At 51.3% G+C, this 15,060-nt stretch carries 5 protein-coding genes; all 5 read right to left on the bottom strand.

Going from position 1 to position 15,060, the window contains the following annotated elements; genetic code table 11:
• Window positions 1-62 precede the first annotated feature (62 nt).
• Genes O3C79_RS07865 through O3C79_RS07845 form a run of 5 tightly spaced genes read right to left on the bottom strand, consistent with a single transcriptional unit; the run spans window position 63 to window position 14,972 of the window.
• Window positions 63-779 (bottom strand): response regulator transcription factor, encoded by a 717-nt coding sequence (locus O3C79_RS07865; protein WP_494385483.1) that lies wholly within the window; start codon window positions 777-779, stop codon window positions 63-65.
• Window positions 776-2,713, bottom strand: coding sequence for a sensor histidine kinase (locus O3C79_RS07860; RefSeq protein ID WP_494385482.1), 1,938 nt, complete (start codon window positions 2,711-2,713; stop codon window positions 776-778). The genes O3C79_RS07865 and O3C79_RS07860 overlap by 4 nt, the downstream gene beginning before the upstream one ends.
• Before the next feature lie 2 nt (window positions 2,714-2,715).
• Window positions 2,716-4,791 carry a site-2 protease family protein gene (locus O3C79_RS07855; protein ID WP_494385481.1) on the bottom strand — a complete coding sequence of 692 codons (2,076 nt, stop codon included), beginning with the start codon at window positions 4,789-4,791 and terminating at the stop codon, window positions 2,716-2,718.
• A gap of 29 nt (window positions 4,792-4,820) precedes the next feature.
• Complete coding sequence (locus O3C79_RS07850) at window positions 4,821-6,152, bottom strand: efflux RND transporter periplasmic adaptor subunit (protein ID WP_494385480.1); 1,332 nt, start codon at window positions 6,150-6,152, stop codon at window positions 4,821-4,823.
• A 9-nt stretch (window positions 6,153-6,161) separates the two neighbouring features.
• Window positions 6,162-14,972 carry a VCBS domain-containing protein gene (locus O3C79_RS07845; RefSeq protein WP_494385479.1) on the bottom strand — a complete coding sequence of 2,937 codons (8,811 nt, stop codon included), beginning with the start codon at window positions 14,970-14,972 and terminating at the stop codon, window positions 6,162-6,164.
• Window positions 14,973-15,060 lie beyond the last annotated feature (88 nt).

Genomic DNA, 15,060 nt, shown 5'->3' with positions numbered 1-15,060 from the left:
AGCAATTTCTTGTAGCTAATGATTTGACACATATTGGCAATTATTTGATATCCATTGGTTTTTCAGTCGCATGCGATCACCAGCTCTCCAAAGCGATATCCACGGCCACGTACTGCTTTAATCGGGCTATAGCCCGTGTGCTCACGAATTTTTTTTCGAAGCCGACTCATAATCTGTTCAAGGCGGCGCTCATCATATAACCGATGGTCTTCACCAAGGCTCTGTACCAGATCAGCACGCGACGCGGATTCCGGATGATCTTGGGCTAGTCGCTGCAATATCGAACATTCCGTAGGTGTCAGCTCAATGTGTACTTGATTACAAGGTGCTCTAAGTTGATAACGTTTTATATCTACCTGCCACTCTTCAGTTGTGGCAGAAGAGCTTTTTGCCTCTGGTGCATAGCCCTCCAGGCGACGGAGTAAGGCTCGCAGGTGAGCCCAGAGTTCAGCAAACTCAAATGGTTTGCTTAGATAAGCATCCGCGCCGAGGTTCAGTCCCTGAATCCGGTCATCAAGATTTGCCCGCGACGTAAGCATAATAATTCCTACAGAGTCGCGTCGCTTCGTTAGCTCCTGAGCCACACTGAAACCGTCACGATCCGGCAGACCTATATCCAAAATCACAACATCAAAAGGATGCAGGTTATGTGCTGCGAGAAAGGGCTTTGACTCGCCGAACCCAAAGATAGAAACCCCCTCATCATCAAGTAAAAAGCAAAGCTCTTCTCTTAAGTCAGTATTATCTTCCACCAGTGCAATACGTTGATTTTTTGTCATGCGTCCATTCCAACCAGCCTAATACGTATTTCTGTACCATCTTTTCCAGTATCGACGTCAATATAACCTTTAAATCGATCCACAACCTCCTTAACTACAAACAACCCTAACCCCAGCCCAGGCACGGAACTAAATTCATTAGCCCTAAAGTGTCTTTCAAACATACGCGAACGCACACGGTCGCTCAGCCCTGCTCCCGAATCTCGAACACTTAGTTCAAGATCATTCCCCTGCAGCAATACTCTAACATTAACCGGATACTCCGCAGGACTGTACTTAAGGGCATTATCGATCAAATTACGCAAAATCATGCTTAAGACGTCGGCCGGAATATTACCGGTGTAGTCCTTGTCGAATGGAATCTCGATATTAATGCGCGATTGCTCTCTGGCCGAAAAGTTCAACAGCAAAGAACCAATAACATGAGGAAGCCGGTACTGCTGATTAGTAGAAACCCCGGATGGGATAAAGCTATCATCACGCAACAAACTCATATGTAACAGACTGTTGATTCGTGTTACCGAGTCACGCACCCGTTGATAACGCGGCTGATGCTGATCGCTGTCAGTTCGTTTGCTTTCCAGCCGCTGTAGTGCCTGAGTTGTTGTATCAATCACTGCTAGTGGCGTTCTAACCTCGTGGGCAAACATATCCATGAACATCTCATGTGAACGGCGTATAGAACGTTCATGCTCGGCATCCTGCCGTGCCAGCTGCTCTCGGCTTTGCGCACTCCTTAGCAAAGATTCTGACTTGCGAATGGAAAACATGATGACAAAATGTAGAGACAGCTGGAAAGACAGAATCATGATAGGCGCTATATAGGTTGTTCCAAGCGTGACCGGTAAAAAACCTACGGTATACGCACAATTTACAATTACAAATACACCAAAAATGAAAAAGCCACCCGCCCGAAAACGTTGCTCGACGTTCATGCAGCGCCATTCAAGCAACAACGGAATAGATACGGCCACAGGAAACAAAGTTACAAAAGCATTCACGAACTGCATCACAAATGCGTATTTTCCGTAGTAAGTGAATAGCATACCTACAACAGCGATCAATATACCGATGCTGAAGAGACTATTGACCCAGCGCTTCGCTCGAAAAGTGAAATTCAATAATCGGCTGAAGAACATAAACGCCATTATGCCTGCCCACAATACACTAAACTGCATTATCAGGTTTTGCTCGGCCGCACTAATACTTGTCGTCCAGTCACGTATAAAGCCATTGCTCAACAAGATCGTGGCAAGCATTGAGGCCTCATACACTACGAAGTAGACAAACAGCATACGCCTCAACCAGATGCCGTTAATCAAATTGATCAGCAATACCATCAGCAGAATACCGATGAGGATGCCTTCGTTTAGTATCCGCCCCTGTATTACCGCCTGAATACGATTTTCTGGCACCATTTGTATTAGTAGAACCGAAGTACTGGAAGTCTCCAACCGCACCAGAAGTTCAACCGGCCCTTCAGGGACGTAAGACCCGACTATCGGCAAACGATGGTGCATGTCATGCTCGGGATCTTCGTTCAGGTCTCCCGCCGCTAGATAGTGTATTAACTGGCCTCCCTGGATAAGATAGTACTCAACGCTATCAAGATATACAGGGCTACTCAGAAATCCCCAGAACGATGGAGAATCATGCAACCGTTCTAGTTCCGCATATACCCAAAATGCTGATGATGTATAGCCCTCCCCCACGCCATTGGGGATTGGTTCAAAATGCCCGGACCGTTGAAAGGACAGTGCTTGCTGCCAGCTCAGTTCATGCTGCGGGTCTTCAAGCAAGCTAAGCTGCCCTGCATCCAGCGCAAGTATCGATTGAGCCAAAGGCACGGGAGCTGCCGAAACTTCAGTGACACTGAAGAGCATAACCAATACTGTCAGTGTACGAAGGATATATAGCCTCATCATTCGCATCATGCTCAAAAGCCCGATTCGCGGATAAACAGTGCTAACAGACGTTTCAACTGATATCCCAAGGCACTGCGTGACTTGCCATCAATGACCAACATGCCAGGTGAACGTGCCTGCTTGAGCGTATACGGCATACTTGCATCTGCCTGAAACTGCACACGGTAGTAGGCCGCTTCAGGGATAAGTCGTTCACCTTGAAGCCTTACAGCAATAGAACCACCCGCATCAGATCCAAGTTCAGGATAGAGAAGCTCTGGTGTCGCCGTCAGATCAACCTGTTGCAAATGAACCGGAAAAGCCGCATGTTCGCCACTGGACGCGATAAATACGCCTGATTGATTCTGCGCCAACAGATTAAGATCACGCTCATGCACCAACCCCTCTACAATTACTTTCTCTGGGTCGACGACCGTCAGCAGTGCTTGATCACGACCTACCCATTGACCGGTTGCCAACGACTCCCGTGAACTAATTACACCGCTGAACGGCGCTTTGATCTTCAGGCGCTTGGCTCTGGATTCAAGCCCTTGCAACTGTTCGTGTAACTGTCTCAGGCGCTCACGATTAACCGCTTGCTCTGCCTTGTCTTGCACAGATGTGCTTTGGCGTGCCAACTTCAACTCAACTAACTCAAGCTGATCACGGGTCTGGCGTAACTGCTGCTCAAGATCCGGAGAGGCAAGTTCCAGCAGAAGCTGGCCTGATGTTATCTTGCTACCTGCTTGCACATGGACCACCTGAACCTGAGCCGCCTCTGTGGCGAATAAGCTTTGATTCAATTCACTACGTACCACACCTGGAACGTGTACCTGGGTCGATAAGGGTAGTAACGCCCACAACAGCACAATCACTGGAATCAACCAGCCGGTGATACGTACAGGCGTCCAGTTGAAATCGGCTCGGCGTTCACGCCACACCTGTAATTCTTTAAAAATCGGCATCACAATAAACCAGAGTATTTCCACTACGAATAGAATAATACCCAACACCTTGAAAAACAGGTGATAGACCAGCAAGGCAATCCCCAAAAACAGGAAAAATCGGTACAACCAGGTACCCCAAGCGTACAAGGTCAGTAGACGTGCGCGCTGCCGAGGCATGGGTTCAGGTAGAGGGTCGTCCAGCCCCCAGAGCCAACGCCGCAGCCGCCAGCGTCCCAACGCAAAAGCACGCTGCTGCAGGTTTTCCACACCCAAAATATCAGAGAAAGCATAATAGCCATCAAATCGCAGAAAGGGACTGATGTTCACCAGCACAGAGGTTACCCAGCTGGTGGTGGCAACGAAAAATGCCGCACTGCGCAGAGACCCATCGGGAAGCACACCCCAAAGAAAGGTCGCCAAGAGCGCCAAGTAAAGTTCAGCCCTGACACCCGCAGTCACAATGCGTAAACGGCTGCGCCTTGACCTTAGCTTCCAAGCATCGGTTGTATCCGTGTATAGCACCGGAAACATCACCAAAAAGGCCACCCCCATTGAAGCAACACGACACCCCAACCGCCAGGCAGCAAAAGCGTGCCCAAGCTCATGAGCGCTTTTAACCAGCACCAATGTCAAGCCATAGAGGAGCATCCCTTCGAGGCTAAAGAAATATATAAAAGTGGCACTAAAAGCATCCCACTGACGCAGAACCAGTCCTACTCCCAACAACCCCAGCAGCAGGATCAGCCAGTGTGTGGTTCGGCTGAACAGCCAATCAAGCTTGGGCCCAATACGCTTAAGCCAAGGATCAGGACGCAACAAGGGGATACGAATGAATAGATAATTGTGTAGCAACCAGCTCCACATTCCCTTGCGCTGTGATTCTCGCTGTTGCAGGAAATGATCACAGGCACCAGGCGTCCGTGCCAAGACCAGGTTGTTAGCAATCAGAAAATCATTGAACGCATTGATCTCGTCAGCAACGTAGTCCAGGCCTCGATCCGATAGCACGGCCTGCATTTCTTCCATTGTGCGCCCAGGTTGCCAATTGCGGATCAACACCAAAGCATCTTCCGACAGAGTAAAATAGCGATTGCGTACCCTGTCATGCAATAACCAGCGGGGGGCGCCATCCTCGTCATGAGAGCCGGGCAACAGTTTCAAGTCTTGCCGCAAGGCAGGCAACCGAACCTCTACCATCCCAACCACTGCCTAAAGGCGGTAATCGGACGGCGAAATAGATAAAAGAACAGGCTCACCTTATCTCCATAGACTTTAGCGGTACCGCGTAGACCAATACGCGGAACTTGGAGATTTGCCTGCTTATCCAACTGAGCTATCAAACGATATGCAAACTGCTGATCTGCGGTTGGCTTAGGTGTATAACCGGCATGGCTCAGAATGGCTGACCAGGCATTCAGTGGGTCATTATCCAGAAATACCTTGACCTCAGCCCCCGGAGCTAGTGCTATGGAGTCCTTTACCGGCAGCATCACTTCCAGCTCGACCTTCTCGGGATTTGCAACCAGCATAATCCTCTCACCGACCCGTACCGGTTGACCCTTCCAGTCATCCGGATTATCCAACACAACCACTCCAGGCTGGTCGGCCTTGATAATTGACCGCTCTAGACGAGAGCGAGCAAACTGCCATTCAGCCGACTTCAATTTAACCTCGGCCTCCAGTTCAGCCAGTCGTGCTTTCTGACGTGGGTCCATGAAGCCACTTTGCTGAACCGTTTTCAGCTCAGCCTGAGCTACCGACAATGTTTGCCTGGCCACTGCTTCACGGTTGGCCAGTTCGGTATCCTCCATGTAGGCCAATGCTTCCCCGCTATCGACAACCTGGTTGGGTTGCACCGATACACGTTTGACTGCTCCGTCTAAAGGGGCTGCTACGACAAACGGATCCTTTGCTACTACTTCTACTGGGGCCAAAGTGCTAAGCCGCACGGGCCAAAGCATGAGAGCAAGCAGGACCCCAGCAGCGACCCAGACTACCCTACGTTGTCGAAGCCGCTTACCAATACTATTAAAAGGCTGGTGCCGACTGAGGGCAAAAAGTGCATGCCCTGCTGTTGCTCCAAGGTGTTGAGCAATACCACGCTCAGCTTCGCCCCAAGGCTTATCACGAAGAAGCAACAAAGCACCTACCGTTTCACCTTCTCGTGCCTCAACAACCAACGGCTGCCAAAGTAGCTGGTCGGGAAGCTCCAGTGATCGCCATTCGGCAGCCAGCTCAGCGCCTATTGAGACAGGTCCCAGCACTTGAGGCTGGGCCGCATGGCCTTGTTCCAGAATTGCCTTGCCCAGCCTCTCAGCCCAAGCGATATAGGGAGAGGTGTAATCGACTGTGGGCACATCTGATACTGCAGCAACTCTCCCGTCCCGCTGTAGCACTATGGCCTGAGTGTAGGGAATAGATCTGTGGGTCTGGTTAACCAGAACATAAAACAGCTGCGCAAGGCTGGATGCCTTGCGCAGCTGTTGCTCCAACCCCAAAAGGGCTGCAACGGTTTCGCTCACATCAACTCCTTATACGGAATGCAGCATCGCCAGTAGGCGATCTCCGTACTGCTCACGGGCAACCAATTCAGTTTCCAGCTGATCATTCAACGGCACAAAGCTTGTAGACAAACTGTCGTCCGCAGCCTCACCGGGTTGATCAACATTAGCAGCCTGACGCTTGAGCAATTCCTCCAAGTCAAGCTTGAGCTCCAGCACACGAAGATGGCCATCAGAGCCCATTGCCTGGATACGGATAATGACTTCCGACTGCCCCACAGGAGGATTATCAATCACTACTGTACCCGTCGCCGAGTCCAGCTGAATCCATGACGGCAAGCTTTCACCGCTGGCAAGGCTACCGGAATACTGTTGAGTCGATGCGGTAGAGCTGGTGTCCTGAATATCGATAGTGACCTGGTTGTCAGCCGTTTGATCAATGCTGGCTACCGTCAGAGAAACTGTACTGAAGGCTTCTTGCTGAACGTCTGTAAATACAACCTGGCCAGAGGCATCTACATTCACATCCACTGTTGCTTTCAGCGTAGTATTGCCATCAGGCATTTGCGTTTGAACAACCAACGCGCCCGTTTCAGACAATATAACGGTTTCGTTGCCTACCGCTTCACTGCTTTCCGCACCCAAGTCATCACGAGAAGCCTCTGTCAGCTGAGTCGATTGCTCTCCGCCCTCGGAGAGTCCCCTCTCCTCACCTGCCGTTTCAGCAGCATTTTCGTTCCCGCTGTCATCACGGTTGTCAAAACCTGTAGATGTATCACTGCCAGTTCCATTACCAAAGCTAGTTCCACTAGTCGGAAGGAAACCACTGCCATCAGTAGGGTCCGGGCTGCCATTATTATCAATTAACCCCTGAGGCAGGCCCCCTTCACCACCATCGTTACCATCACCGACTGACGCAACATCATTTTGCGGTGCTTCAGGCAAGGAGTCTCTAACCCCAGCAGTAGAGCCGCCATCATCCGGAGCTACAACGGCAACTACGGTCATAGAGAAACTACGCGTTAAAGTAGCTCCTGTGGCATCGCTGGCCATTACATTGATAGTAAAAGGCCCTGACTGTGTTGGTTTACCGCTGATAACCCCAGTAGCAGCATCATAGGCCAGCCCCTGAGGCAGCCCACTGATATCGAAGTACAGTTTTTCTCCACTCAGAGTACTGTCTTTGTCACTAAACAAACTGGACACGGACAGATCAAAGTCATCTCCCTGAAGAACACTGGTCTCATCATCACTTAACTGACGCGCCGTCATTTCCGGTGCGTCATTTGTGCCCTCAAGAGTGATAACCACTACATCTGAAACGGCAACACCTTCGCTGTCTTGAACAGTAACCGTATAACTGAGAGTTATGCTGTCACCAGCATTGAGGAAATCCAAGTCCAGATTTTCTGCGCTGAAAGCCCAGTCAATTTGTCCTTCATGTGACAAGTTGTCGCCACCGGTAGTGAAGCCATTCAACAATGAGTCAACAAGCTGTTCAGGCAATGGCGCGACGACGGAGTCATCCGCACGCTTCCAAGTAATATCGTTATTGCTGACAAAATCGATAGTAACTGTGTCATTGAGATCTGCATCAGCAAAATCAACAGTGCCAGATTGAACAAGTGATTGCTGAGCTGCGTTATCGGCTTCAGTAAAGCTTTCCACCGTGGATATGCTGAGCACAGGCACATCATTGCTACCAATGATGGTAAATGACAGTGTATCAGTTGCTGTAGCACCTTCGCGGTCAGTAGCAGTCACTGTGTAGCTGAAAGTTATGGTCTCCCCCTCAGCCAGGAAGTCCAGGTCCACATTATCAACGCTGTAGTTCCAGTTCACAGCGCCCGATGCAGCGGAATCAATCGTGTCAGGAATACTGAAACCATCTACCAGCGAGGTCTCAACCGCAGAATCCAGGTCTCCACCGCTCCATGAAATGTCACGGTTACTGACAAAGCTGATGTTAACTCTATCGTTTACATCTAAATCACCATAGCTGACTCGGCCACTATCGCTTAAAACCTGAGCACTGGAGTCTCCCTGTACCTCAGTAATCACGTCAGCCGCTTCAACACTCACTGTCGGAGCATCGTTTGTGCCTGTGATTGTAAATGTTAGGGAGTCAGTCGCAGTTGCACCCTCCCTGTCTGTTGCTGTTACCGTATAGCTGAAGGTGATGGTCTCACCCTCGGCAAGGAAATCGAGGTTGACGGCTGCAACGTTGTAATTCCAATCGACACTGCCTGATGCTGCTGCGTCAATGGTAGTAGGAATACTGAACCCATCGACCAATGAAGAGGCCAGTCCTGCATTAAGATTACCGCCACTCCATTCGATGTCGCCATTGCTAGTGTATGTAATATCAATTACATCATTTGCGTTCAGATCATTATAGCTGACCTCACCGCTATCACTCAGGCCTTGACTGCTTGAGTCTCCCGCTTCAGTTATAACCTCTGGGGCCTCAACGGAGATAGTGGGTGCATCATTACTACCGGTAATTATAAAGCTCAGCGTATCGGTTGCGGTTGCACCCTGAGTGTCAGTTGCTGTGATCGTGTAACTGAAGGTGATCGTCTCACCCGCCACCAGGAAGTCAAGATTGGCGTCCGCGACGTTGTAGCTCCAGTTAACGTTCCCAGGCGCGGCTGCATCGGTGGTAGTTGGAATCGTCAGGCCACCGACCAACGCAGCAGCCAGGCCAGCATCGATAGTACCGCCACTCCAGGCGATGTTGTTATCACTGGCGAACGTGATATCCACCACATCAGTGGTATCCAGGTCACCAAAGCTGACCAAACCAGTGTCACTCAGATCCTGAGCGCTGGAGTCGCCATCCACTTCCGTAAACGCCTCTGCAGCTTCGACGCTAACGGTCGGAGCATCGTTGGTGCCAGTGATGGTGAAGTTCAGCGTATCCGTAACCGTCGCACTTTGGCTGTCGGTCGCGGTCACCGTGTAGCTGAAGGTGATGGTCTCACCTGCCGCCAGGAAGTCGAGGTTGACGTCGGCGACACTGTAGCTCCAGTTTACACTGCCCGGCGCGGCTGCATCGGTGGTAGTTGGAATTGTCAGACCACCGACCAACGCAGTGGCCAGGCCAGTATCGATAGTACCGCCACTCCAGGCGATGTTGCCATCACTGGCGAATGTGATATCCACCACATCCGTGGTATCCAGATCACCGAAGCTGACCACGCCTGTGTCACTCAGATCCTGAGCGCTGGAATCGCCATCTACTTCCGTAATCGCCTCTGCCGACTCAACACTCAGAGTCGGTGCATCGTTGGTGCCGGTGATGGTGAAACTCAGCGTGTCCGTAGCCGTCGCATTTTGGCTGTCGGTCGCGGTCACCGTGTAGCTGAAGGTGATGGTCTCACCTACCGCCAGGAAGTCGAGATTGGCGTCCGCTACGTTGTAGGTCCAGTTGACGTTCCCCGGCGCGGCTGCATCGGTGGTAGTTGGAATTGTCAGACCGCCGACCAACGCAGCAGCCAAGCCAGCGTCGATAGTACCGCCACTCCAGGCGATATTGTTATCACTGGCGAACGTGATATCCACCAGATCCGTGGTATCCAGATCACCGAAGCTGACCACGCCTGTGTCACTCAGATCCTGAGCGCTGGAATCGCCATCTACTTCCGTAATCGCCTCTGCCGACTCAACACTCAGAGTCGGTGCATCGTTGGTGCCGGTGATGGTGAAACTCAGCGTGTCCGTAGCTGTCGCATTTTGGCTGTCGGTCGCGGTCACCGTGTAGCTGAAGGTGATGGTCTCACCTGCCGCCAGGAAGTCGAGATTGACGTCGGCGACACTGTAGCTCCAGTTGACGTTACCCGGCGCAGCTGCATCGGTGGTAGTTGGAATTGTCAGGCCACCAACCAACGCAGCAGCCAAGCCAGCGTCGATAGTACCGCCACTCCAGGCGATATTGTTATCACTGGCGAACGTGATATCCACCAGATCCGTGGTATCCAGATCACCGAAGCTGACAACACCGGTGTCACTCAGATCCTGAGCGCTGGAGTCGCCACCCACTTCCGAAATCGCCTCTGCCGCCTCGACACTCAGAGTCGGTGCATCGTTGGTGCCGGTGATGGTGAAACTCAGCGTGTCCGTAGCCGTCGCATTTTGGCTGTCAGTCGCGGTCACCGTGTAGCTGAAGGTGATGGTCTCACCTGCCGCCAGGAAGTCGAGATTGGCGTCCGCGACGTTGTAGGTCCAGTTGACGTTACCCGGCGCAGCTGCATCGGTGGTAGTTGGAATTGTCAGGCCACCGACTAACGCAGCAGCCAGGCCAGCATCGATAGTACCGCCACTCCAGGCGATGTTGTTGTCACTCACGAATGTGATATCCACCAGATCCGTGGTATCCAGATCACCGAAGCTGACCACACCTGTGTCACTCAGATCCTGAGCGCTGGAGTCGCCATCCAATTCGGTGATGCCCTCGGCAGCGTCAACGCTGATTGTTGGAACATCGTTGGTACCGGTAATAGTAAAGGTCACCGTACCTGGCGCACTCACCCCACCATCGTTGTCAGTCGCTGTGTACGTGAAGGCCACAGGACGGCTCTCACCCACTGCCAGATCATCAAAATCGGTGCCGGTTTCAAAGGTGTAGCTGCCATCGCTGTTGAAGGCCAGATTACCCGAAGCGACATCATTGACCAGCTGATAGCTAACAACGTTGCCATCTACATCAGTAGCGACTGGAACGCTTGAAGAGAGTGAACCATTTTCAGAGCTTGTGCCTGTACTGGCCGAAACCACAGGAACATCATTGCTGCCTGTTACGTTAAGGGTAACAGTTACCACCTCACTGGCTGCGCCCGTGTTATCAAGTGCACGGTAGGTAAAGTTGACTGGGCGTACTTCGCCTTCAGCCAGGTCATCAAAGGCAGTACCCGGATCGAAGCTATAGCTGCCATTTGTAGGATCAAACGTTAGTGAGCCGCTGCTGACACTGCTTACCAACTCAAAGCTGTCAACTGTACCATCAACATCAGAGGCACTGGCGCTGCCGTTGAAAACGCCATTTTCAGCCACCGTTTCAGTGCCGCCCTGAGCTACCGGTGCATCGTTCACGCCATTAACTGTGATAACCAGCGTGCGCGTTGCAGTACCGTCATTACCGTCATCGGCAGTGATCTCATAGGTCAGCACCAAGCTCTCACCCGCTGCCAGATAATTAAACGTCTCAGTATTGGAATTAAAAGTCCAGTTCACCTCGCCACTGGTACTGCTGCCATCAATGACAGGCTGTGAGCCAAGATCCAGCATCGCCATCAATTCAGCATAAGAGGGCTGTGATGCTGAAGAAGTGATTGGTGCTCCATCGCTATTACGCTGTTCAGCCACAACATCTGAAACTGAAACTGTCACCGAGTCAGGCTGGTCGACATCAGACACCCAGAACGAACCCATTCCATCCAGCGGGTTGTTTGATTCGGTGAATTGAGTATCGGCAGAAAGCTGGGCCGAGTATTGCAACGCACGGGGAATTATCTCACGCACCCAGTCATTGGTATTAGAAGCACCATCTGCAACATCAGTACCATACTGTGTAGCTGTACTAGTGAAGCCGGTTCCTGAGATACCAGAATCATAATAATCATAGCCGAGGAAGAGAACGCGCCCCTTTCCGAATCCAATTTCCGCAACGGCAGCATTGCTGCTAGTGCCATAAAGAGCCTTGAAGCCATCCACACTTCCGGCACCAATGGAATCAGTTGCGCTTGGATCATCAAGGCTAGCAGGTCCCCCTTCGAATGGGGTACCTGCTACGTTTGCAGTATTAATCGACCAATTACTACCGGATTGACTAGTCAAATCCCAGGCAAATACGCGATTCAGGAACTCAACATCTTCCGTTCCAGCCGTTCCTGTCATCAATATGACACCACCGTCATTCACCCAGCTATTAATTGCATTGGCTGAACTGGTGGGCAGGTATGTTTCACTTAATGGATCAAAGCTGCTGGTGAACTGCTCCATATCCGTCATAAAGAAGAAACCGCTAGCCGCTAGTTTGGCAGCGAAATCGGCGTCGGTAAAATTCCGGATACTCGTATCAAGTGAGTAGTCGCCCCCCTCATTAATTACCCACTGAATGATACTCGCCAAGTTGGCGTTTTCGTTATCTTCGTTTGGAAAAGAGTCATTGCCGTTGAGGTTGGGCATACTGAACACCGAAACTTGGGTGTCACTGTTGTCGACCACAAAAGCAGGATTATCGTTAGCGCCTTCCAGGGTAAATTCCAGCGTTTGGGTACTGGTAAGGGCACCATCTGATACCGTCACAGTGAAGGACTGGGTCTCGGTGGTATTAAGGCCGTTGATGCTTCCATGGTTAGGCGTGAAGGTATAAGCGCCAGTACTCTTGGTCACCTGCAAGGTGCCATAAGTACCCGTAAGAGTGACGTAGGAGCCATTATCTGAACCACCCTGAATACCGTAATTGAGGCTGGGCGAGTCTGTATCGCTAGCCGTGAGCGCTCCTGCAAGGTCGCTAAATATATCGTCAGCAGCGGTATCAACGAGGGTTCCACCCAAGGGGGCATCCATCACGGGGGCATCATTGACAGCAGTAATGGATGTATTCAAATTCACAGCGCCAGATGAAACTGCCGTATCCCCACCTGTAACACCGACAACCGTGGTATCAAAGGTTTGACGATCCGCACCATTGGTGAACGTGATTGCACCATCAGAGCTATCGACTGCATGTACGCTCAGACTGCCTGGGGTACCGCTATAGTCTGCAGCAGGAACAAAACGCAGACTGGCATCACGTGAGATCAAAAGACCACTAGTACTGGCAACGGTGCCAATTGAAAACCAGTTGCTACCGTCGGTGCTGTATTGCCACTCGCCCTGCGAGGGGGCGCTGCTGTCAGCCGTGATAATAATGCCGGCTAGATAATCGGCAGGTGTGAAAGTGGTATCAGGATCGTTCAGCACGCCATCGAAGAGGCTACCAACTGTGCTACCGCCAGGAGAAGCCGTATCTTCATTCACAGCCCCCAAGGTGGCATCACCCGAAAATGCCGGCGCATTATTCAGCTGAGTCACGTTCAGGGTGACCGTGTCTGACCCAGTGGCACCATCGCTATCCATGGCAGAAATGGTAATGGTACGCTGTGTCTCAGTGTCTTGAGCGGCGCTGTTGTAGGCCACTTGCGAGGCGATATTACCTGCCAAAGTATCGTTAACAGGGTTGGCAGAGATCAACCGGATATTGTCGACGTAGAGGTTGGAACCAACAAGATAACCACCGGACGCATCATAAGTACCACCAACAAATTGGAACTTGTATTGTCCGGCACTTAGCCCGGTCTTATCTACGCGAACAAATCCATTCGTGTCCCCCCCTCGTTCTGCAAACAGAATGACGTTGGCCGAATTATTCGGGTCATCACTAATAAAATTACCACTGCCGTCAACGGCGCGCAGCATGCCGAATACTTCGTAATCGTCACCGGACCCAACTGCTTTAAAGTCAAGAGAGATGGAATCACCATCTTCAACAGTAATCACGGTACTGGTCGCATAAGGCCCATGAATAGAACCGTAACCATCAATCTGGTAACCACTACCGTTGGGCACCTGATTTTCTTGCACAATATTGCCAGAGCTTTGTAGATAAAGTGCCTTGGTATTTTCGACTCCCGCACCATCCACAACTGAAGCCTGGGGGTTAAAAGTACCAGAACTGGCTACCGTGTTAATCGTACCACTCCCAGTATTCGGATAGGTAAGATTTGAATCACTATGGCCATCGAAGTATATTGGCTGACCGTCAAAGTTAATTTCGCCCGCACTATCCCCATAAATTTCATTGGATAACGTCCAGTCCGCCGTCCCCTCCTCAAAGCCGGAGTTCGGCAGGGGCGTTGAGAGCAGAATCTTCAACGGCTGACCATTCAGGCCATTTTCCACCTCATCAATCGAGCCAATACGCTCACGATCAGTACCGTTTCCACGGTAGACATCATTGCCGATAACCGAAATGGCATCGACTGCATTTACATCCGCAGCGTCCTGCAATATGAACTGATCGCCCGATGCGGCATTATCAACGGAAAAACGGATATAGCCTTCACGATAGTCACCGCCACCACTGAAGCTGATGCCGGTATCAATGGTGACAGGATCCCCCCCTTCGGTATAGGTGACCGAGTCTGCCACCGCATTTACCGTTGGAGCCAACAGGCCTTCAAAATTGGCAACTGCCAACTCTTCAGCCTCAACCACTCCACTTTCGGCTTCCAGCTCCCAGTCTCCGCCTTTATCTGCTGCACCGGTCAGGTCTTCTGAAGCAGCCACATCTGCCTGGGTCAACTCAGCCACGGAGTCGATAAAACTCTGACCTTCACTGTCGGCGCCAACGTAACAACCGTAGAGCATCAGGTCGCCGTTTTCAGTCAGCGACTCACCCAAGGTCGACAGAAGTTCGGAATTGGCCTCCAGGTTTTCGCCGTTCAGGGTCAGATTACCCAGCTTCAGTTCACCCACATCACCATGAGAGAACAAATGGATCGCGTCGATACCCGTTTGCCCCTGCAGGGCAGTAACCATCTGCTCCAGACCATTTTCGCTACCCTCAATAAGGATCACGTCAACATTTTCACCCAGACCATCGACAAGAGTCTCATAACCTTCTACCGACGTATCGACAAAAGCGACTTCACGGCGACTGCCCGGCTCAGAGCCAGTGGGGGCCGGCGCTGCAAAGTGCACGCTCTGGTCAGCGGACTCGGTATGTACCACTTCGTCTTGAAAAGCCACATCCGTCGTCATTTCAGCCGTGGTAGCAACAGCGGCACCATCCAACAAGATACGGGGCTCAAGCGCGGTAATCAGTGGCTTGCGACGAAAGCGAATCGGGGCGGGGGTCTGTTTTTTCATGGTCTCAATCCCTTTA

Source organism: Marinobacterium sp. NO-S09 (assembly GCF_059179545.1).
The sequence above is the reverse complement of the archived record's forward strand: the minus strand, read 5'-3'. Positions and strand labels throughout refer to the sequence as shown.